General features: G+C 70.0%; 19 protein-coding genes. 13 read left to right on the top strand and 6 right to left on the bottom strand.

The genetic code is table 11. From position 1 onward, the window contains the following. Positions 1-16: 16 nt before the first annotated feature. From P8934_RS03995 to P8934_RS04015, 5 genes are all read right to left on the bottom strand, one after another. Positions 17-1,354 carry a DUF2254 domain-containing protein gene (locus P8934_RS03995; protein WP_278033043.1) on the bottom strand — a complete coding sequence of 446 codons (1,338 nt, stop codon included), beginning with the start codon at positions 1,352-1,354 and terminating at the stop codon, positions 17-19. Positions 1,355-1,569: 215 nt separating this feature from the next. Then, a complete protein-coding gene (gene ettA / locus P8934_RS04000) occupies positions 1,570-3,231 on the bottom strand; it encodes an energy-dependent translational throttle protein EttA (protein ID WP_278033044.1) in 1,662 nt (553 codons plus the stop codon). Positions 3,232-3,320: 89 nt separating this feature from the next. Further along, a complete protein-coding gene (locus P8934_RS04005) occupies positions 3,321-3,521 on the bottom strand; it encodes a hypothetical protein (RefSeq protein WP_278033045.1) in 201 nt (66 codons plus the stop codon). Positions 3,522-3,708: 187 nt separating this feature from the next. Continuing rightward, positions 3,709-4,143, bottom strand: a complete 435-nt coding sequence (locus tag P8934_RS04010; protein ID WP_106229787.1) for a PAS domain-containing protein — start codon at positions 4,141-4,143, stop codon at positions 3,709-3,711. Between the two features lie 115 nt (positions 4,144-4,258). Then, positions 4,259-5,572: an MFS transporter gene (locus tag P8934_RS04015; protein WP_278033046.1), complete on the bottom strand. Its 1,314-nt coding sequence runs from the start codon at positions 5,570-5,572 to the stop codon at positions 4,259-4,261. 55 nt (positions 5,573-5,627) lie between these two features. On the opposite strand from P8934_RS04015, the gene P8934_RS04020 reads away from it, so the two are divergent. Then, the gene (locus P8934_RS04020; protein WP_278033047.1) at positions 5,628-5,897 is read left to right on the top strand and encodes a SelT/SelW/SelH family protein; all 270 of its coding nucleotides are present in this window, start codon (positions 5,628-5,630) and stop codon (positions 5,895-5,897) included. A gap of 11 nt (positions 5,898-5,908) precedes the next feature. Further along, on the top strand, positions 5,909-6,799 hold the full coding sequence (locus P8934_RS04025) for a DMT family transporter (protein ID WP_278033048.1): 891 nt from the start codon (positions 5,909-5,911) through the stop codon (positions 6,797-6,799). Here P8934_RS04025 and P8934_RS04030 read toward each other — a convergent pair. After that, entirely contained in the window at positions 6,790-7,503 is a 714-nt protein-coding gene (locus P8934_RS04030; RefSeq protein WP_278033049.1) for an arylesterase, read from the bottom strand. The two genes, P8934_RS04025 and P8934_RS04030, sit on opposite strands and share 10 nt — an antisense overlap. Between P8934_RS04030 and P8934_RS04035 the strand changes: the two genes are divergently transcribed. From P8934_RS04035 to P8934_RS04085, 11 genes are all read left to right on the top strand, one after another. Next, entirely contained in the window at positions 7,502-8,218 is a 717-nt protein-coding gene (locus tag P8934_RS04035) for an ATP-binding cassette domain-containing protein (RefSeq protein ID WP_278033050.1), read from the top strand. The two genes, P8934_RS04030 and P8934_RS04035, sit on opposite strands and share 2 nt — an antisense overlap. Continuing rightward, a complete protein-coding gene (locus P8934_RS04040; RefSeq protein WP_278033051.1) occupies positions 8,215-10,809 on the top strand; it encodes an FtsX-like permease family protein in 2,595 nt (864 codons plus the stop codon). Before P8934_RS04035 ends, P8934_RS04040 begins: the two co-directional genes overlap by 4 nt. Before the next feature lie 9 nt (positions 10,810-10,818). After that, positions 10,819-12,246: a polyphosphate kinase gene (locus P8934_RS04045; protein ID WP_278033052.1), complete on the top strand. Its 1,428-nt coding sequence runs from the start codon at positions 10,819-10,821 to the stop codon at positions 12,244-12,246. 73 nt (positions 12,247-12,319) lie between these two features. After that, positions 12,320-13,714, top strand: coding sequence for a hypothetical protein (locus tag P8934_RS04050; RefSeq protein ID WP_278033053.1), 1,395 nt, complete (start codon positions 12,320-12,322; stop codon positions 13,712-13,714). A gap of 139 nt (positions 13,715-13,853) precedes the next feature. After that, a complete protein-coding gene (glyA, locus tag P8934_RS04055) occupies positions 13,854-15,119 on the top strand; it encodes a serine hydroxymethyltransferase (protein WP_278033054.1) in 1,266 nt (421 codons plus the stop codon). A gap of 216 nt (positions 15,120-15,335) precedes the next feature. Next, positions 15,336-16,250, top strand: a complete 915-nt coding sequence (locus P8934_RS04060) for an HAD-IIB family hydrolase (RefSeq protein WP_278033055.1) — start codon at positions 15,336-15,338, stop codon at positions 16,248-16,250. Beyond that, positions 16,247-17,476, top strand: coding sequence for a glycosyl transferase (locus P8934_RS04065; RefSeq protein WP_278033056.1), 1,230 nt, complete (start codon positions 16,247-16,249; stop codon positions 17,474-17,476). Before P8934_RS04060 ends, P8934_RS04065 begins: the two co-directional genes overlap by 4 nt. An 89-nt stretch (positions 17,477-17,565) precedes the next feature. Next, complete coding sequence (locus P8934_RS04070) at positions 17,566-18,360, top strand: FadR/GntR family transcriptional regulator (protein ID WP_278033057.1); 795 nt, start codon at positions 17,566-17,568, stop codon at positions 18,358-18,360. Positions 18,361-18,431: 71 nt separating this feature from the next. Then, positions 18,432-19,463, top strand: a complete 1,032-nt coding sequence (locus tag P8934_RS04075; protein WP_278033058.1) for a TRAP transporter substrate-binding protein — start codon at positions 18,432-18,434, stop codon at positions 19,461-19,463. Positions 19,464-19,538: 75 nt separating this feature from the next. Then, positions 19,539-20,138, top strand: a complete 600-nt coding sequence (locus tag P8934_RS04080; protein WP_278033059.1) for a TRAP transporter small permease — start codon at positions 19,539-19,541, stop codon at positions 20,136-20,138. Beyond that, positions 20,138-21,439 carry a TRAP transporter large permease subunit gene (locus P8934_RS04085; protein WP_278033060.1) on the top strand — a complete coding sequence of 434 codons (1,302 nt, stop codon included), beginning with the start codon at positions 20,138-20,140 and terminating at the stop codon, positions 21,437-21,439. Before P8934_RS04080 ends, P8934_RS04085 begins: the two co-directional genes overlap by 1 nt. Positions 21,440-21,493: the final 54 nt, after the last annotated feature.

Raw genomic sequence — 21,493 nt, forward strand, 5'->3', positions numbered from 1 at the left:
CGCCGGCAGGCGGCGATCAGGCCTGCTGACGGCCAGGGAGCGCGGCCGGGAGCGAGAGCCGGTGAATGCCGTCGTCCAGGCGCGCCGAGACGAAGCGCCGGTCAAGCGGGTGGCTCGCCGCGTGGGACAGCGTCTCCACCACCCGGTCGGCATGGGCCTGGAGGGTCTCGAGATCCTTCTGCTCGGCGAACAGCGAGAGGGTCTTCAGGGCCTTGAGCACCCCGAGACCGATGCTCAGGTCGTCCCTGCCGTACCGCAGGATGGGCTGGAAGAGCCGGTAGAGCAGGCTCTCGAAATCCTCTACCTGCCAGGTCACCCGGCAGTGCCCGTCCTCATCGAAGAGCGCATCGCAGGGCCGCCACTCGAGGCGCCGGCGCAGCAGGTCGGTCAGGCGATGCAGGCAGAGGCGGGCGGTTCCGGGGTCGTTGATGCCCGGCGATAGGGCCTTCAGGGCGACCTCCATCAACTGGGTCATGCCGAACACATGGTGCTCGGTGATCGACTCTCCCTCCACGTAGGTCAGGGTGGCCCGGACCTCGTCGCACCAGCTCGCCTCGGGGGCCGCCGCGGCCTCCAGCGAGAGGATCGGCAGCCCCTCCACCACGTAGTCCCCGAAGCGGAAGTGAAGGTGCACGATGCCGTCGACACGGCGCGCCAGTTCGGCCAGGGCGGTGAGATCGGCGTTCTGCAGGTAGCCGGCGCGGCGGGCATGCACGGCATGCTGGCGATGGCCCGATGACGGCGCGACGGCCAGGATGCGCCACTCCTTGCCCTGCTGGCGGGACTGCAGCGCCTGCAGGGAGGCGAGCGTCGACTGGTGCAGGTCGGCGGCCACGGCGTCGACCTGGATCGACTGAGAGGCGTTGTGGATAAAGTAGACGAACAGCGCCAGGCAGTGGATCACCATGGCGCAGGCCAGGTAGATCGCCAGCGACCGCCAGGTCGCCTGGCCCTCGGCGACATCCGGGACCATCAGCAGCATCAGGGTGAAGAGGATGGTGCCCAGGTAGTGGCCCAGCACCCACTGGTGGGGGCGCTCCGAGATCAGGCCGAACACCAGCTTGTGGGAAAACTGCCCGCCGGCCTGCGAGAGCACCGACATGACCATGGAGAAGCTGAACACCATCAGCGAGATCATGCCGCCGAGCAGCGCGGCGAGCAGGGCGCGGGTCTCTTCCGGCGCCTCCAGGCCCAGCATCGTGAGCAGGGCCGGCAGCCGGTCGTCGGAGATCGGCAGCAGCAGCGCGACGAGGCTCAGCAGGGCATAGGCCAATGCCAGCAGTGAGGGCAGGTAGGCGATGCTCTGCCGGAAGGCCTTGAGCAGGTGGATGGGCCAGGACAGCAGGACGCTCATGGGTGACTCCTCGCGGCAGGAATCCCCCTTATGGCGCGTCTCGTCGTTCGGGGCAACCCCGCGCTATCCCCGGGAGCTGGAAGAGCGGTGCCTCGCGCCTGGAAGCGGGAAGCCAGAAGAGAAAAGACCCCACGAACCTTTCGGTCGTGGGGTCTTCTTCCAGCTTCAAGCTTCAGCCCGCGAAGCGGGCGTTCTTTCGGCGCGGCGAAGCCGGGTCAGGCGTCGATGCGCTTGTACTTCATGCGGTGCGGGGTGTCGTCACCGACGCGCTTCTTGTGGTCCGCCTCGTACTCGGTGTAGTTGCCCTCGAAGAACTCCACGTGGGAGTCGCCCTCGAAGGCCAGGATGTGGGTGGCGATGCGGTCGAGGAACCAGCGGTCGTGGGAGATCACCAGGGCACAGCCGGGGAAGGCCAGCAGGGCCTCCTCCAGGGCGCGCAGCGTCTCGATGTCCAGGTCGTTGGAGGGCTCGTCGAGCAGCAGCACGTTGGCCCCCTGCTTGAGGGTCTGGGCCAGCTGCAGGCGACCGCGCTCGCCGCCGGAGAGCTCGTTAAGGCGCTTCTGCTGGTCGTTGCCCTTGAAGTTGAAGCGCCCCACGTAGGCCCGCGAGGAGACCTCGTAGCCGTTGATGTTGAGGATGTCCTGGCCGTCGGAGACCGCCTCCCACACCGTCTGCTTGTCATCCAGGGCGTCGCGCAGCTGCTCGACGTAGGCGATATCGACGGTCTCGCCGACCACCACCTCGCCGCGGTCGGGCTGCTCCTGGCCGGTGATCAGCTTGAACAGCGTCGACTTGCCCGCGCCGTTGCCGCCGACGATGCCGACGATGGCCCCCTTGGGGACGGTGAAGGTCAGGTCCTCGTAGAGCAGCTTGTCGTCGAAGGCCTTGGCGACGTCGTGGAACTCGATGACCTTGTCGCCCAGGCGCGGGCCGGGCGGAATGTAGATCTCGTTGGTCTCGTTGCGCTTCTGGAAGTCGCCGGACTGCATCTCCTCGAAGCGGTTGAGGCGCGCCTTGCTCTTGGCCTGGCGGCCCTTGGCGTTGCTGCGGACCCACTCCAGCTCGTGCTTGATGGCCTTGTTCTTGGAGGCCTCCTGCTTGGCCTCCTGCTCGAGGCGCTTCTCCTTGGCCTCCAGCCAGCCCGAGTAGTTGCCCTCGAAGGGGATACCCTGGCCGCGGTCGAGCTCGAGGATCCAGCCGGCCACGTTGTCGAGGAAGTAGCGGTCGTGGGTGATCGCCACCACGGTGCCGCTGTAGTCGTGCAGGAAGCGCTCCAGCCAGGCCACGGACTCGGCGTCCAGGTGGTTGGTGGGCTCGTCGAGCAGCAGCATGTCGGGGCTGGAGAGCAGCAGGCGGCACAGCGCCACGCGGCGCCGCTCGCCGCCGGAGAGGTGGCCGACGCGGGCCTCCCAGGGTGGCAGGCGCAGGGCCTCGGCGGCCACTTCCAGCTTGCGGTCCAGGTTGTGGGCGTCGGAGGCCTCGATGATGTTCTCCAGGCGCGCCTGCTCGGTGGCCAGGGCATCGAAGTCGGCGTCCGGCTCGGCATAAGCGGCGTAGACGGCGTCGAGCTTCTCCTGCGCCTCCTTGATCTCGCCCAGGGCCTCTTCCACGGTCTCGCGGACGTTCTTGTCGTCGTCCAGTGCCGGCTCCTGGGGGAGGTAGCCGACGTTGATGCCCGGCATGGGGCGCGCCTCGCCCTCGAACTCGGTGTCGACGCCGGCCATGATGCGCAGCAGGGTCGACTTGCCGGCACCGTTGAGGCCCAGCACGCCGATCTTGGCGCCGGGGAAGAAGGAGAGGGAGATGTCCTTGAGGATCTGCTTCTTGGGGGGCACGACCTTGCCCACCCGGTTCATGGTGTAGACGTATTGCGCCATGGAAAGCCACTTGGTTGGGGGATGTCAGTGGCCACGATGATAGAGCCCGGGGACGCCAAAGGCCAGCGTCCCCGGGCCGAGGGCAGGGGTTACTCTTCCTCTTCCTCGAGGGTCCAGTCGTCCTCGATGGCGCGGCGCAGGCGGCGCTCCTCGATGAGGGCCTCCACGCGTCGCCGGGCCCTCAGGGTATCGGCACGACTGCTGGGGCGGACGCGACCGTAGTCGTCGTTGACCGCTTCCAGGTAGTCCTGATCGTCGTCGGTGGTATCGAGAAGGGGTTCATGGCTCATGCGACGTCCTCCCATGGCCCGGGGCCGAACGCTGCAAGGTCCGGCGGATCATACGATCGCTTCCCGTCCCGGGTGCGGAACCTGAAGCGCCAGCAGGCAACGGCCGTTGCCTGCTGGCTATATAGCCGCAAGGTGGGCCGGGGACAAGCCCCCCGGGAGACTTTTTTTCGTCGCCGCCTTTGCGCTCTCAGGTGAGGCCGTGTTCGGCCTTGAGCCGCTCGAGTTCCAGCTGGGCCTCGACGCGCTCGGTGACATCCTTCTGCACCCCGATGTAGTAGGTGAGGTGGTCATCCTCGTCGTACATGGGGGTAATGGAGAGCTCGTTGTAGAACAGGGTGCCGTCCTTGCGATAGTTGCGCAGTACCTCGCGGCAGGGACGACCCGCCTTCAGGGCCTTGCGGATGGCATCGAGCCCCGGCTGGTCGCGGTCCTCGTTCTGCAGGAAGCGGCAGTCCTGGTAGAGGATCTCGTCGGCGCTGTAGCCGGTGAGGCGTTCGAAGCCCTGGTTGACGTAGATCAGGATGTTCTCGTCGCCCTCCTGCTCGGCGACCACGATGCCATCCTCGGAGGCATCGATGATGCGTTCCAGCAGTTCCGGGCTGATCAGGGGGGATCGTTTCATGCAGGGGGTTCCTGTCGCGGTGCCCTTGGCGCATCGCATGGCGGCAAGGGGCGGGATATTGCCCTCATCATGGCCAGCCGGCGTCGGGATTTCAACGCGCTGGCGTGCCGGCGGGTCATTGCACCTCGGGCAGTCGCCAGGCGCTGGCGGCCGCGCCGAGGCCCATCAGTGCCAGGCAGGCCAGTAGCCCGGCGCTGCCGAGCCACTGGGCCAGCAGGCTGACGGCCCCGCCCACGACCAGCATCAGCACGCCCGTGAGGGTGTTGGAGAGCGCCACGTAGAGGGCGCGCTTGTCGGCGCCGGCCATGTCGACGATGTAGGTCTTGCGGCCCAGGCGGACGCCGGCATGGACGATCACCAGTAGCGCGTAGACCAGCGCATAGGGCCAGACGCTCTCGCTCCAGGCACCGGGCAGCCAGGCGAAGGCCGCCCCGAGCAGGCAGCCCGCCGCGGTGCCCAGGCCCCCATCGCGCATTACCCGTCGGCTCGAGGCATCGGCGCGTTTGCCCCATATCGGGCTTGCCAGCATGCCGGCAAGCCCCGAGACCACGATCAGGATGCCCAGGCCGCCGAGCTCGGCGCCGCTCTGCTGCTGGCCGAGCAGCGCCACATAGGGCAGGGCCAGGGCGCTGGCCAGCAGCAGGGCGCGGGAGAGGTTGAAGTGCAGGAAGGCGCGGTCGTCGCGCAGCAGGCGCAGCCCCAGCTTGACGCTGTCCCAGACATTCTCGCCACCCTCCACGGCGCCGGGTGTCTCCCTGATGCGTGCCGCGGACAGGGCATTGACGGCCCAGCCCAGCGCCGCCACCCCGAGCAGCACGGCCAGCGCCAGCTCCCCGGGACGGTCGCCGAACAGCATCAGCACGCCGCCGGCGGCCAGGGTCACCCCGCCAGCCACGCTGCCGCTCCAGCCCATCAGGGTGCCGCGGCGCTGCTTGGCGATGGTCTTGCCCATCACGTCCTTGGTGGCGATCGACGACAGGCCCCGGGCCAGCGACAGCGCCACCAGCACGGCGAGTACCAGGCCCCCGCCGACGGCCCCGCTGCCCAGCAGCGCCAGCAGGGCCAGCAGGGCGGCGGCCAGGGCCTGCAGGGCACCGCCCAGCACCCACACCCACTTGCGCTCGGGCTTGAGCCGGATGAAGCCGGCCACGAACAGCTGGGGCAGCAGGGCGCCGGACTCGCGGATCGGCACCAGCAGGCCGACCATCCACAGCGGGGCGCCGATCACCCCCAGCAACCAGGGCAGCACCAGGCGGGCGCTGGAGAGCTCGTCGGCCAGCTTGTTGCCGAGTGCCGCCACCAGGTGCAGGAAGAAGTTGCGCGGCTGCTCGTGGCAGGCCTCGTCCGGGATGTCCCGGCACATCCGGCTGTCCTCGTCACCGGTGAGCCACTCGAAGAGGCGGGTCTGGCTGATCTCGGGGGCGGCCATCGGAACTCCCTGGCTGGTATCATCAGAGGCTCATTGTCGCGACACTCGAGGTTCCATGTCACGTATCCGAATCCACTACTGCACCCAGTGCCAGTGGCTGCTGCGCAGTGCCTGGTACGCCCAGGAGCTGCTCTCCACCTTCGGCGAGGAGCTGGAGGAGGTGGCTCTGGTGCCCTCCCACGGCGGCCACTTCGAGATCCTCCTTGATGAGGCCTCGCTCTGGGAGCGCAAGCGCGACGGCGGCTTCCCCGACATCAAGGCCCTCAAGCAGGCGGTACGCGACCGCCTGGCCCCCGGCCGTGACCTGGGGCACCTCGACCGATGAGCCCGAGGCCCATGGCCGGTGATCGCCAGGCGATGCTCTTCGGGCTGGGGGCGGTGGCGCTGTGGTCCACCGTGGCCACCGCCTTCAAGGTGGCGCTCGCCCACATGTCGCCGCTGGCCCTGATGTGGCTCGCCTCACTGGTCTCCTGGGCGCTGATCGGCGTGCTGGTGGCGCGCCAGGGGCTGCTGGGCCAGGCGCTCCGGCGCGGCTGGCGCACCGCCGCCTGGGCAGGGTTGATGAACCCGGTGGCCTACTACCTGGTGCTGTTCGGCGCCTACGACCGCCTGCCCGGCCAGGAGGCCATGGCGCTCAACTACACCTGGGCGCTGGCGATGGCCTTCCTGGCGGTGCCGCTGCTGGGCCAGCGGCTGACCCGCATCGACGTCCTGGCGGGGCTGATCGCCTACGGTGGCGTGTGGGTGATCGCCACCCGCGGGGCGGTGTTCGACGTGGCCTTCGCCGACCCGCTCGGCGTCGGCCTGGCGCTCGCCTCGACGCTGCTCTGGGCGCTCTACTGGCTGCTCAACGCCCGCGACCACCGTCCGCCGCTGGTGGCCCAGTGGCAGAACTTCAGCGTCGGCGTGCCGGTGCTCACGGTCCTCCTGCTGGCCGGGCCGGGCCTTCAATGGCACGGCTGGACGGCGCTGGGGGCCGGTATCTACGTGGGGCTGTTCGAGATGGGCATCGCCTTCGTGCTCTGGCAGCTGGCCGTGCACCGGGTCTCGCGCACGGCGAAGGTCTCCAACCTGATTTTCCTCTCGCCGCCGGTGTCGCTGCTGCTGCTCTTCCTGGTGGTGGGCGAGCCGATCCTGCCCTCCACCCTGGTGGGCCTGGTGCTGATCCTCGGGGGCCTGGCGCTGCAGCAGTGGCAGAAGACGCCCGCGCCGGTGGCTCAGTCCTGAGCCGTCTCTGCCACGACGGCGCCGTTCGCCTCCAGCAGCGGCGCGAGTCGTGGCCAGACGTTCTCCAGGATCCGCGGCTGGGCGGCCGCGGTGGGGTGGATGCCGTCGGACTGCATCAGATCTTCCTCCAGGGCCACGCCCTCGAGCAGGAAGGGCACCAGCGGCAGCTCGTACTCCTCGGCCAGCCGCGTGTAGACCGCGGTGAAGGCGTCGCGGTAGGCCCGGCCGTAGTTCGGCGGGATGTCGATGCCCAGCAGCAGCACCTCGGCGCCCGATGCCTGGCTGGCCTCGACCATGGCGGCCATGTTGGCCTCGAACTGGCCCGGCGGCAGGCCGCGCAGGCCGTCGTTGCCGCCGAGCTCCAGCACAACGATATCGGGCTCGTGCTGTCCGAGAAGGTCGGGCAGGCGGGCGGCGGCACCGCTGGAGGTCTCGCCGCTGATGCTGGCGTTGACCACCTGCGCCTTCCCGTCCAGACGCGCCTGCAGCAGACTGACCCAGCCGGCCTGCTGCTCGATGCCGTAGGCGGCACTCAGGCTGTCGCCCATCACCAGCAGCACCGGTCGAGTCGACGCCTGCGCCGCCCCGCCGGCCAGCAGCGACGCCAACAAGAGCAGCGTCAACCAGAACGCCGTGTGCCAGCGCCCCGTGAGCCGGCGCGGTGCCTGCCGGCCCAACGCACCTACAGGGAAGCCCTTCGCCATGTCCATCTCCTCTCGAACGGATGCCTCGCTGATTCTACACGCCGACCGTCTCGCCAAGGAGGTCGAGAGCGGCGAACGGCGACTGAGCATTCTGAGTGACCTGTCGCTTTCGGTGTTCCCTGGGGAGAGCGTGGCGATCCTCGGCCAGAGCGGGGCCGGCAAGTCGACCCTGCTGGGGCTGCTGGCCGGCCTGGACAAGCCCAGCAGGGGGGAGCTGTCGCTGTTCGGCCAGTCGCTGCGCGCCCTCGACGAGGATGGCCGGGCCTCCCTGCGCGCGGGCCGGGTGGGGTTCGTGTTCCAGAACTTCCAGCTGCTGCCCACCCTGACGGCCCTGGAGAACGTGCTGCTGCCGCTGGAGCTGTCACCGAGCACCGGGGCCGAGGCCCGGGCCCGCGACTGGCTGACCCGCGTCGGCCTCGGCGAGCGCCTGGATCACCTGCCCAAGCAGCTCTCGGGGGGCGAGCAGCAGCGCGTGGCCCTGGCCCGGGCCTTCGTCACCGGCGCCGAGCTGGTGTTCGCCGACGAGCCCACCGGCAACCTGGACCCGGTCACCGGGGAGCGCATCATCGAGGCGCTGTTCTCGCTCAACCGCGAGGCCGGCACCACCCTGGTGCTGGTCACCCATGACCATGCCCTGGCGCGACGCTGCGATCGCTGCCTGCGCCTGGAGGGGGGCCGGCTGGTCGAGATGGCCCGCGACGAGGTGATGGCATGAGCCGCACCGCCTGGCCGGCCCTGTTGCGCCTCTCGGCCCGGGGCCTGATCCGTGACCTGCGTGCCGCCGACGTGCGCGCCCTGGCGCTGGCGCTGGCGCTGGCGGTGGCCGCCTCGACCATGATCGGCTTCTTCCTCGACCGCCTGGATCGCGGTCTGACCCGCCAGGCGGGCCAGCTCGCGGGCGGCGACGTGGTGCTGGAGCAGGGCCGGCCCTTCGACGAGGCGGTCCGCCGGGCCCTCGAGGAGGCCGGCCTGACGCTCTCCGACCAGGTCGACATGGTCTCCATGGTCAGCCGCGGCGACCGCTTCCAGCCGGCCAGCCTCAAGGTGGTCGACTCGGTCTATCCGCACTACGGCACGGCCCGGGTGGACCGCGGCAACGGCGTCGAGTCTCTGGCCCATGGCCCGGCACCGGGCGAGGCCTGGGTGGCGCCGCGTCTCGCCCTGCTGATGGAACTCGAGGTGGGGGATCGGGTGCGCTTGGGCGAGACCAAGCTCGAGGTCGGCGGCGTGATCGAGCGCGAGCCCGACCAGTCGGCGGGCTTCGGAAGCTTCAACCCGCGACTGATGATGCACCGCGATGATCTGGATGCCACCGGCCTGGTCCAGGAGGGCTCGCGGGTGGAGTTCGAGCTGCTGGCCGCCGGCAGCGCCGAGGCGGTGGCCCGCATCGAGCCGCTGCTGCAGCGGCTGCGCCGCGAGGGGGTGGAGGTACGCGACGTGCGCCAGGACCGCCCCCAGCTGGGCAATGCCCTGGCACGCGCCGAGAAGTACCTCGGCCTGGCGGGACTCGCCGCGGTGCTGTTGGCCGGGGTCGCGGTGGCCATGTCGACCCGGCGCTACGTCGACCGCCACCTGGATACCGCGGCGCTGCTGCGCTGCTTCGGCGCCACCCAGCGCGAGCTGCTGCGGCTGTTCGTGCTGCAGCTGCTGTGGCTGGCGCTGGCGGCCTCGGCGTTGGGCGCCCTGCTGGGGCTGGCCGGGCAGGCGCTGCTGGTGCGGCTGCTGTCGACCTTCCTGCCGTTCAGCCTGCCGGCGCCCGGCATGCTGCCGCTGTGGCTCGGGGTGTTCACCGCCCTGGTGGTGCTGGCCGGTTTCGCCGGGCCGACCCTGCTGCGCCTCAAGCGGGTCAGTGCCCTCAAGGTACTGCGCCGCGAGCTGGACCCGCTGCCGCCCTCGGCCTGGCTGGTGGTGGGCGTGGCGGCATTGGTCTTCGGCGGGCTGCTGTGGCTCTACTCCGGCGATCCGGGGCTCGCCGCCGGCCTGCTGCTGGGCGGGCTGGTGATGCTGGTGGTGCTCTGGGGGCTCGGCGGCGTCCTGCTGGGGCTGGTGCTGAAGGGCACTGCCCGGCTGCCCCGCGGCCCGGCGGATGGCCTGGTCACGGCCGTGCGGCTGGGCGGCCAGCAGCTGGCGCGGCGCCGCCAGGCGAGCCTCGGCCAGCTGCTGGCCTTCTCGGTGACCTTCTTCGCCGTGGCAATGATCGTCCTGGTGCGCGGCGACCTGCTGACCACCTGGCAGGCCCAGCTGCCGGAGGACACCCCCAACCACTTCGCCATCAATATCCAGCCCCAGGAGCGCGATGCCTTCGCCTCGGCCCTGGCGGGGGCCGCGGATGCCCGCAGCGCCCTCTATCCGATGGTCCGTGGGCGCCTCACTGCCATCAACGACCAGGTCCCGCAGGAGGCCGTGCCCGCCGAGTCACGGGGCGACAATGCCCTGCGTCGCGAACTCAACCTGACCTGGCGCGAGACCCTGCCCGAGGGCAACCGGGTGGTGGCGGGGGAGTGGTTCGCCGAGGGCCCCGACAGCGAGACGGGCGGCTGGCTGGACGAGGTGGCCGCCGAGCCGCCCCCCACGGCCAGCGGGGCGGCGGTGCCGATCTCCATGGAAGACGGCCTGGCCGAGCGCCTGGGCATTGCCCTGGGCGATCGCCTGACCTTCACCATCGGCAGCGATGCGGTCACCGGCGAGGTGACCAGTCTGCGCAGCCTCGACTGGGAGAGCTTCCGGCCCAACTTCTACGTGATCTTCCCGCCAGGAACCCTGGAGCGTTTCGGCCATAGCTACATCACCGCCTTCCATCTCGGCGACGACGACCGCGACCTGCTGCGCCAACTGGTGCGGGAGTTCCCGGGCGTCACCCTGCTCGACGTGGAGGCCATCCTCGGCCAGGTCCGCGAGGTGCTGACCCAGGTCACCCGGGCGGTGGAACTGGTGCTGGGCTTCGTGCTGCTGGCCGGCGTCAGCGTGCTCTATGCGGCGCTGATCGCCAGCCTGCCGGTGCGGGCCCACGAGAGTGGCCTGCTGCGGGTGTTCGGCGCCAGCAACCGGCTGCTGTCGCGGATGCAGGCGGCGGAGTTCGCCGTGCTGGGGCTGGCCAGCGGGCTGATGGGTGCCCTGCTGGCGGAGCTGGCGGCCGCGGGGATCTACCTGGCCTGGTTCGACCTGGCCCCGCGGATCCACTGGCTGCTGTGGCTGACCCTGCCGCCGGTCGGTGCGCTGCTGATCGGCCTCATCGGGCACCTGCTTTCCCGGGGCCTGCGCCGGCAGGCCCCGGCGGCCAGCCTCGGCCTGCTGGGCGAGGCCTGAGGCGCAGCCATGAAGACCGAGACCCTGCGCGCCCGCCTGCTGGAGGCCCAGCTCGAGCTGGTCCATCGTCGGGAGCGGGGGGTGATCCTGCTGCTCACCGGCCACGCCGTCACCCACAAGGGACGGCTGGTCAACGAGCTCAATCACTGGCTGGAGAACCGCCACACCGAGGTGCATGCCCTGGGACCCAGCAGCGAGGAGCGCGAGCGACCCTACTGGTGGCGCTTCTGGCGGCGCGTCCCCGATCGCGGCCGCATCGGTATCTTCATCCATGGCTGGTATGGCGACGCGCTCTTCGCCCGTGCCGAACGGCGTCTCTCGCCGGGTGCCTTCCGCGACAGGCTGGCGGAGATCCGCGCCTTCGAGGCCGAGCTGGCCGCCGAAGGTGTGGTGCTGCTCAAGCTGTGGATGGATATCGACCGACCCGCGCAGCGTCGTCACCTCCAGGCGCTGCAGGCGGACCCGGCCCGTGCCTGGCAGCTGAGCGCCACCGACTGGCAGCGCCACCTGCAGCATGCCGCCATCGCCGGCCTGGGCCGCGAGATGCGCGATGCCACCGCGGCCGATCATGCGCCCTGGCGGCGGCTCGACTTCCGCGACCCGGCGGCACAGCTCCGGCGGGTGGGGGCCCTGCTGCACGAGACCCTGGTCGCGCCCCCCGTGGCGCCCTCCGGCGTGCCGGAGGGGGTGCCCGGCGAGGCGCCGCCGGCGCCCTCGATACGTCGTGCCGAGCCCCGGGTGGCGGCGCCGTTGAAGAAGTCGGACTATGCCGAACGGCTCGTCGAGGCCCAGGGACGCCTGGCCATCAATGCCCGGGAGATGGCCCGCCGGCGCATCCCGGTGGTACTGGCCTTCGAGGGGCTCGACGCGGCGGGGAAGGGGGGCAGCATCCACCGGGTCACCGCGTCACTGGATGCCCGCCAGTACCGGGTCCATCGCATCGCCGCCCCCAGCGACGAGGAGCTGGCGCTGCCCTGGGCCTGGCGCTTCTGGCGCCGCCTGCCGGCCGACGGGCGCATCGCCATCTTCGATCGCAGCTGGTACGGCAGGGTGCTGGTGGAGCGGGTCGAGGGGCTGGCCCCGGAGTCGGCCTGGCGGCGCGCCTATGCGGAGATCCGCGAGTTCGAGCGCCAGCTGCTGGCCCATGGCGCCGTGCTCGGCAAGCTGTTCCTGGCCATCAGCCAGGAGGAGCAGCTGCGCCGCTTCGAGGCCCGCGCCGCCACCCCCCACAAGCGCCACAAGCTCACCGACGAGGACTGGCGCAACCGCGAGCGCTGGAAGGACTACGAGCGGGCCATCGACGAGATGTTCGCCCGCACCCAGGCGCCGGGTGCCGAGTGGGCGCTGATCGCCTGCGACGACAAGCGCCGGGCGCGCCTCGCCGTGATCGAGGAGGTCAATCGTCGGCTGGAGATGCGCCTGGCCTCGCCGCACTGAGTCTGGCCTGCCGCGACGCGATGACGCTAGACTGCTGACCAGTTCCCGCCACGCCCACACCGGAGGTGCGCCCATGCGCCCGATGCCCTGGAAGGCCATCCTTGCCGCCCTGACGCTGTCCGTCTCCCAGCCCGCCCTTGCCGAGCCCGGCCCGGCCGAGCGCCTGGAGGCCGACCTGCGGGCGCTGTTCGCCAGCGAAGGACGCCTCGAGATCGGCGAGGTCTCGGCGGCGCTGCTTCGCGACCGCGTCACCGCGCGGGAGCTGCACTTCGTCGGCCCCGAGGGACAACAGCTGTGGCTCGACCGCTATGTGGTCAGTGGCGACTACGACAGCCCCGACGAGGTGCGCCTCGAGGGCATCCGCCTGGAGACCCCCGGCCGCGAACGGACGCAGCTGAGCGCCGCGACCCTGCGCCTCGATGACCCCACCCGGGCGGTGCTGCCTCTTCACGAGGAGAGCTGGCCGGCGGGCCTGCGGATCGCCGGGCTCGAGATCGAGGCGCTGGCCGCCGAGTTCGCCGGCCAGGACCTGGGGGAGGGGTTCGGCGAGGGAGATGGCCGGGTCAGCGTCGAGCGCCTTCAGGCCACCGGCCTGTCCCGCGAGGCCATCGACAGCCTGGAGCTCAACGGGGTCGAGGGGCAGGCCGAGGGAGAGGGAGAATTCGGCAGCGGCACCGTCTCCCTGGCGTTCGCCCGGGTCGAGGGGCTGCGTGGCCTCGAGGGGCCGGAGGAGGAGCGGGAGCTCGACCGCCTGGAGCTGCGTGACCTGGCGATCGACTCCGACCGCTTGGTGGCCGCCCTGGCGGGGCTCGAGGTCGATGGCGACCTGCAGGACGGCGAGGGCGGCATACGCCTCGAGGCGCTGGAGCTTGACCTGGCCCGCATGATCGCCCTGGCCCCCGAGGAGGAGCGCACCCAGCTGCGCATGGCCAGCAACGTGCTTACCGGGGGCAGCGGAACGCTGCGCCTCGATGCGGTCTCCACCGGGCGCTGGGAGACGGAAGACGACGCCACCCGGCTGCTCGGCGAGCTGGATGTCACTGCCGAGGAGGCCTTCGGCTGGGTGCTGGAGGCCGACCTGCCGGTGCGCCTGCCCGAGGGGGTGGCGCCGGCCGCCTTCCTGGCCGAGATGGAGAGCCTGGAGGGCGTGACCCTGCTGGGCGGGCGGGTCGACGCGACCCTGTCGGACCTGGGGCTCTTCGGTCGGCTGCCGGTGGTCATGGCGGCAAGCCAGGGCATCAGCGAGGCGGTCTTCCTGGAGCAGGCGCGCACCCAGGCGCAGGGCTTCGGCATGATGCTCGGCCCCGAGGTCGAGGCCATCCTCACCGGCCTGGTGGCGATGATGGCGGGCGAGGCACGCGAGCTCGCTGTCCAGCTGACCCTGCCCGCCGACAGCGAGCTGGAGGCCCTCTCCGCCGACCCCCTGGCACTGCCCGAACGGCTCGAGATGCAGGTGGAGAGTCGCTGAGGCGATCGGCGGGCCGGGTGCATCGCCGGTCCCCATGAGGGGGTCGCGGTTGGCCATGACCGCCTTTCATATGAAAGCCGCCGGGGGCTGGGGTATCATGTGCTCCCCAGATTCCCCCGTTTTGCGAGGTTTCCCGCCGATGTTCAGCCGTGACATGCAGATTGCCGGTTTCGATGACGTCCTGTTCGATGCGATGCAGAAGGAAGTCGCACGCCAGGAAGCGCACATCGAGCTGATCGCCTCCGAGAACTACGCAAGCCCGAGGGTGATGGAGGCCCAGGGCAGCCAGCTGACCAACAAGTACGCGGAAGGCTATCCCGGCAAGCGCTACTACGGCGGCTGCGAGTACGTGGACATCGTCGAGCAGCTCGCCATCGACTACGCCAAGGAGCTGTTCGGCGCGAGCTATGCCAACGTCCAGCCCCACTCCGGCTCCCAGGCCAACGGTGCGGTCTTCCAGGCACTGGTCAAGCCGGGCGACACCATCCTGGGCATGAGCCTCGATGCCGGCGGCCACCTGACCCACGGCGCCAAGCCCAACTTCTCCGGCAAGCACTACCACGCCGTGCAGTACGGCCTGGGCGAGGGCGGCCTGATCGACTATGACGAGGTGGCGGCCCTGGCTCGCGAGCATCAGCCCAAGATGATCATCGCCGGCTTCTCCGCCTACTCCCAGGTCATCGACTGGGCGAAGTTCCGCGAGATCGCCGACGAGGTGGGCGCCTACCTGCTGGTCGACATGGCCCATGTGGCGGGCCTGGTGGCCGCCGGCGTCTATCCGACCCCGCTGCCCCACGCCCATGTGGTCACCACCACCACCCACAAGACCCTGCGCGGCCCGCGTGGCGGCCTGATCCTCTCCGCCGAGGGCGACGAGGCCATCGAGAAGAAGCTGCAGTCCGCCGTCTTCCCGGGCGGGCAGGGCGGCCCGCTGGAGCACGTCATCGCCGCCAAGGCGATCTGCTTCAAGGAGGCCATGGAGCCCGAGTTCAAGACCTACCAGCAGCAGGTGGTCAAGAACGCCCAGGCCATGGCCGGGGTGTTCATCGAGCGCGGCTTCGAGGTGGTCTCCGGCGGCACCGAGGACCACCTCTTCCTGCTCTCGCTGATCAAGCAGGGCCTGACCGGCAAGGACGCGGACGCCGCCCTGGGGCGGGCCCACATCACCGTCAACAAGAACGCCGTGCCCGGCGACCCGCAGAGCCCCTTCGTCACCTCGGGCCTGCGCATCGGCACCCCGGCGGTGGCCACCCGTGGCTTCGGCGAGGCGGAGTGCCAGGAACTCGCCGGCTGGATCTGCGACATCCTCGACGTCATGGCTGCGGGGGACGACACCGCCGCCATCGAGGCCGAGGTCAAAGCGAAGGTCGAGGCGGTCTGCGCCCGCCTGCCGGTCTATCGCTGAGACGCCCTGTCGCTGACTGACCCCGGCTGAGGCCAGGGCCCGAGCGCCCCGCCAGGATGCACCATGGCGGGGCGTTTTCTTGCCTGCGACGGGTGCAGCCGTGTCGACGCCCGGGCGTGCCTCACCGTGAGGCCCCAAGGGACGGGCGCTCTGTCCCGCTCTGGCACGCGCCCTGCATGGGGCATGGCGAGTCCACGACCCGGAGCCCGAGACGCCATGCCCTCGATACCCGCCTCGCCCCCTGACCCCACCCGGCGCCCGCGCCTGCTCTTCACCGACCTGGATGGCTCGCTGCTCGACCACCACGGCTACGACTGGTCGCCGGCCCGTGACTGGCTGGCTCGTCTGAAGGAACTCGGGGTGCCGGTGATCCCGGTGACCAGCAAGACCCGCAGCGAGGTCGTGCCGCTGCGTCGAGAACTCGGCCTCGAGGGGGCGCCCTTCATCGCCGAGAACGGCGCCCTGGCCGGGCTGCCGCCAGCCTGGTGCCATGCCCGGCTGGATCGCGGCGTTGCCGCCGATGGCCTGGCGATCAGGACCCTGGGCGTCGATATCGGCCTCATCCGCCAGCGCCTCTGGGTCTGGCGGGAGCGGCTGGGGGTATGCTTCACCACCATGAGCGAGATGCCCCTCGACGACCTGGTGGCCTTCACCGGCCTGTCGGAGCCACAGGCGCGCCTGGCGCGGCTGCGCGAGGGCAGCGAGCCGCTGCTCTGGGAGGACTCGGACGACGGTCTCGCACGTTTCCGGGAGGGGCTCGAGGGCGACGGCCTGCGCCTGGTGCGCGGCGGGCGCTTCTGGCACGTCACCGGGGATTGCCACAAGGGCAGTGCCGTCGCCTGGCTGATCGAGCGCTTCCAGGCGCTGCGTGGCAGCCGTCCCCAGACTCTGGCGCTGGGGGACGGTCCCAACGATATTCCCATGCTCGAGATGGTGGACCAGGCGGTGGTGATCCGCGGCTGCCATGGCCTGGCGGTGTCGCCGAAGCAGCCGGCGCTCTATCGCAGCGAGGCCACCGGTCCCGCCGGCTGGGCCGAGGGGGTGGCCCACTGGTGGGGGCGAGCCGAGCGCCGGCCAGGGCCGGCGGTGAGCCACGCCAGCCGTGACGGGGCTGGGAGGGCGACGGCATGAGCGACTTCCACCAGAACGGCATCATCACCGACTTCCACAACCTGACCCGCCGGCCACTGGCGGCCCTCGAGGAGGAGCTGGTCGCCTTCTCCGCCCGTCGCCCCATGAGCCTGATCCTGCCGTCGCTCTACGCCGAGCTGGAGGGGCCGGCGCTGGCCCATATCGTCGAGGAGCTCCGCCGGGTGCCCTATCTCGCCGAGGTGGTGATCGGTCTCGATCGCGCCGACCGTGATCAGTTCCTGCAGGCCCGGAAATTCTTCTCCCGCCTGCCCCAGCACCACCGCATCCTGTGGAACGACGGTCCCCGGCTGCGGGCGCTGGATGCCGAGCTCGAGGCGCAGGGCCTGGCGCCCCAGCAGCCCGGCAAGGGGCGCAACGTCTGGTACTGCGCCGGCTACGTCCAGGCCTCCGGACGCGGCCGGGTGGTGGCGCTGCACGACTGCGATATCCTCACCTACGACCGCGGCCTGCTGGCGCGGCTCTTCTATCCGGTGGCCCATCCCCACTTCCACTACGAATTCTGCAAGGGCTACTACCCGCGTATCGCCGAGGGCCGGCTCAACGGCCGGGTCTCGCGGCTGATGGTCACCCCGCTGCTGCGCGCGCTCAAGCAGATGCATGGCCCGCTGCCCTACCTGGAGTACCTGGACAGCTACCGCTATGCGCTCTCCGGCGAGTTCTCCATGCGCAGCGAGGTGCTCGACGGCATCCGCATTCCCGCCGACTGGGGGCTGGAGATCGGCGTGCTCTCCGAGGTACACCGCAACTATTCCACCAAGCGGCTCTGCCAGGTGGACCTGGCCGATGCCTACGACCACAAGCACCAGCCGGTCTCCGCCGAGGACGCCTCCGGCGGCCTCAACCGCATGAGCCTGGACATCGCCAAGGCGCTCTACCGCAAGCTCGCCACCCAGGGCGTGACCTTCAGCGCCGAGGGCTTTCGTACCCTGAAGGCGACCTACTATCGCCTGGCGCTGGACCTGATCGAGGCCTATGACCACGATGCCGTGATGAACGGCCTGCGCCTCGACCGCCACGCCGAGGAGCAGGCGGTGGAGCTGTTCGCCGCCAACCTGCTCGAGGCCGGCAGCGCCTTTCTCGACAATCCCGGCGAGCGGCCCTTTATCCCCAGCTGGAACCGGGTGCGGGCGGCGATCCCCGACCTGCCGGAGCGCATGGTCCAGGCGGTGGAGCATGACAACGCCACCGTGGTGAGTCGTCTGTGACCAAAGTCTAAAGGCGCGACCGCGGCATCTGGGCGACCCTATGTCCGACATAGCTTGCATCAAGTCGTACAGGAGTCGTCGAGAGCCCCATGCCATCGCGCCAGCCCCCGACCGGGCGCACGCCCGCCCACAAGCCCGATATCGCCGAGGACCTGGCCCGGGCGATCTTCGCCGGCGAGCACGCGCCGGGCCGCTTCCTGCCCCGGGAGCTGGACCTCTGCGCGCGCTACGGCGTCAGCCGCAGCACCGTGCGCAGCGCCCTGCAGCAGCTGGTCTCGGCCGGCATGCTGACGCGCATCTCGGGGCAGGGCAGCCGGGTGCGCGAGCTCACCGACTGGCACCTGCTGGATCCCCGGGTCAGCGACTGGATGGCCCGCTTCGCCCAGCCCAATCCGCGCATCCAGCGCGACATCTTCGCCTTCCGCGTGGCCGTCGAGCCCTTCATGGCGCGGCTGGCGGCGGTACATGCCACCGCCGCCGACCTGCTGGCCATCGAGACCGCCTGGCGCAACATGATCCGTGCCCTGGAGGCGCCCGATCGCCGCTGCGAGGGGCGCAGCCACGACGAGCACGACGTGGCCTTCCACGAGGCGATCTTCGCGGCGACCCACAACCTGCTGTGGGCCCAGCTCAGCCACATGCTCAAGCCGGCCATCGGCCTGCTGGTGGAGACCTCCAACCACAGCGCGGCCGAGCTGAGCGACAGCATGGAGCGCCACCGCCGACTGATGGAGGCGATCCGCCTGCGCCAGCCGGACGCGGCCGAGCAGGCGGCCCTCTCGGTGCTCGAGCGCACCGGGCTGGACCTGGGGTTCGAGAGCCTGTTCGACCATCCTCCGCCACGCCTGCGCCTGCCGGGCGTAGACGTTCCCGAACCGGGCTGACCGGTTCGCCTCGTACCCGGTGCCCCGCACCGACAACAACAACCCTCATGCGCTGAAGAAGGAAACGCACCATGCAACAGACCAGGCCACGCTCCTTTGCCCTCAAGGGCCTGACCGCCGCCGTGCTCGGCGCACTGGCCTTCTCCGCCCAGGCCGCCGAGTACGAGTGGACCTTCCAGACCTCGGAGACCTCGGGCGAGCCGCAGTTCGAGCTCAAGAAGGCCTGGGCCGAGAACGTCAACACCATGTCCGACGGTCGCATCGAGATCGAGATCCTGCCGGTCAACGCCGTGGTCCAGGCCAACCAGACCCTGGATGCCGTGCAGTCCGGCATCCTGCAGGGCCATCTCACCGACCCCAGCTACTTCTCCGGCCGCGACCCGGCCTTCGGCATGCTCGGCAACCTGGTGGGCGCCTGGGGCGACCCGCTGGAGTTCCTCGAGTACATGAACCACGGCGGCGGCGAGGCGCTCTACAACGAGCTGGTCAACCCTTACGGCGTGCAGCTGATCGGCGCCGCCGCCACCGGCCTGGAGTCCTTCCCCTCCAAGCGCCCGATCCGCACCGTGGAGGACCTCGAGGGGCTCAAGGTCCGCGCCCCGGAGGGCATGGTCTACAACATCTTCGAGAAGGCCGGTGCCGCCCCGGTGAACCTGCCGGGCTCCGAGGTCTACACCTCGCTGGAGAAGGGGGTGATCGACGCCGCCGACTACACGGTGTTCTCCACCAACCACAGCCAGGGGCTGCACAGCTTCGCCAACTACCCCAACTACCCGGGCTTCCACTCGCTGCCCATGGTTGCCGTGTCGCTCAACAAGGAGATCTGGGACGGCCTGCCGGAGGACCTCCAGGCGATACTGGAGACCTCGGTGGACAAGCTGGCCTACGAGATGGTCTTCGAGCTCAAGAAGCTGGACCTCGAGGCGGTGGCCGAGGCGCGCCAGAACCCGGAGATCGAGCTGATCGACATGGCCCCGGAGGAACGCGCCAAGTTCCGCACCATCGCCAAGGAAGAGTGGGCCGAGTGGGCCGAGCGCAGCGAGATGAACCAGAAGATCTACGACTCCGTGGTCGAGTTCCTCCAGGCCCGCAACCTGATGTAAGCCGGCCGACATCCACCCCCTGGCAAGCCGACCATCGTCCGGGCCCCGCCCGGACGATGCGTGAAGAGACCCGTCATGACCCAACCTTCCCCCGACAACCGCGACCCGGCCGAGCTGGTCGACCAGGCCGAGGAACTCGGCCCCGAACGCACCGCCCTGGACCGCCTGGTGGCCCGGGGCGCCCGCGGCGCCGCCTGGCTGGTGCTGATCGCCATGGGCATCAGCGTGGTCGAGGTGTTCCTGCGCTACGGCTTCAACAACCCCACCTCCTGGGTGCACGAGTCCGTGGTCTTCCTGGTCGCCGTGACCTTCGCCCTGGGCGGCCCCGCGGCGCTGGCCCGCAACAGCCATATCCGCGTCAAGGTGCTCTATGACAGCGCCGGCCCGCGGCTCAGGTGCTGGATGGACCGCTTCAACGACCTGGTGACCCTGGGCTTCTGCCTGGCCATGAGCTATGCCGCCTTCCACATGTTCTGGCGCGCCTCGCACAACCCGCTGGGCGAGTGGCAGCTGGAGCGCTCCGGCACCTCCTGGAATCCGCCCTTCCCGGCGCTGGTCAAGGGCATGATCCTGTTCGCCCTGGCGCTGATGACCCTGCAGGCGTTGCTGCACCTGGTGCAGTCGATTCGCGCCTGTCCCGCCGACCATGAGTCCGCCAACAAGGAGACACGCTGATGGATATCGGGACGGCCACGATCCTGATGATCGCCGCCATCTTCGGCCTGCTGGTCACCGGCCTGCCGCTGGCCTTCATCACCGGCCTGGTGGCGATGGTCTTCACCTTCGGCTGGTTCGGCGAGACGGCGCTGCCGCTGGTCACCAGCCGGGTGTTCAGCTTCATCACCGAGTACTCGCTGGTGGCGGTGCCGATGTTCGTGCTGATGGCCTCGCTGCTCGACCGCTCGGGCATCGCCAAGGATTTGTTCAACGCCATGCGGGTGTTCGCCGGGCGGCTGCCCGGCGGCGTGGCGGTGCAGACCATCGTGGTGGCCTTCTTCCTTGCCGCGCTGTCGGGGATCATCGGCGGCGAGATCGTGCTGCTGGGCATCCTGGCGCTGCCGCAGATGCTGCGCCTGGGCTATGACAAGCGGCTCTCCATCGGCGTGGTGTGCGCCGGCGGGGCACTGGGCACCATGATGCCGCCGTCGATCGTGCTGATCATCTACGGCCTGATCGCCAGCGTCTCCATCGCCGAGCTGTTCACCGCGGCGATCACCCCGGCGGTGATCCTGATGGGCTCCTACATCGCCTACGTGCTGGTGCGCTGCCTGAAGAACCCGGCGATGGGCCCGCCGCTCACTGCCGAGACCCAGGACAACCCCTTCGCCAGCAAGTTCGAGGCGATCAAGGCGATCCTGCTGCCGGGGATGATCGCCTTCCTGGTGCTGGGCACCATCTACGGCGGCATCGCCTCGGTGACCGAGGCGGCGGCCATGGGGGTGTTCGGGGTGATGCTGGCCATCGTGCTGCGCGGCGAGTTCAACGTGGCGATGCTGCACCACAGCTTGGGCCAGACGCTCTTCACCTGCGGCATGATCATCTGGATCGGCATCGGCGCCGCGGCGCTGGTGGGGGTCTACAACCTGATGGGCGGCAACCGCTTCGTCTCGGGGATGATCCTGGGGCTCGAGGTGGCGCCGATCGTGATCATCCTGGTGATGATGGCGATCATGCTGGTGCTGGGGCTGTTCCTCGACTGGATCGGCATCGCCATGCTGGCCCTGCCGATCTTCCTGCCCATCGTCACCCAGCTGGGCTATGACCCGATCTGGTTCGGCATCCTGTTCGCCGTGAACATGCAGGTGTCGTTCCTGTCGCCGCCGTTCGGCCCCGCGGCCTTCTACCTGAAGAGCGTGGCGCCGCCGGAGATCAGCTTGAAGGACATCTACGTCTCGGTGCTGCCCTTCATGGCGATCCAGCTGTGCGTGCTGGCGGCCCTTCTCATCTGGCCGCAGCTCGCCATCTGGCCGTTATAGGTGCGGAGCGAGCAGGGTGAGGAGTAAAAAGAGGGAGGCCGAATGGCCTCCCTT

Origin of the sequence: Halomonas sp. CKK8 (assembly GCF_029625235.1) — a bacterium.
Lineage (GTDB): Bacteria > Pseudomonadota > Gammaproteobacteria > Pseudomonadales > Halomonadaceae > Halomonas > Halomonas ventosae.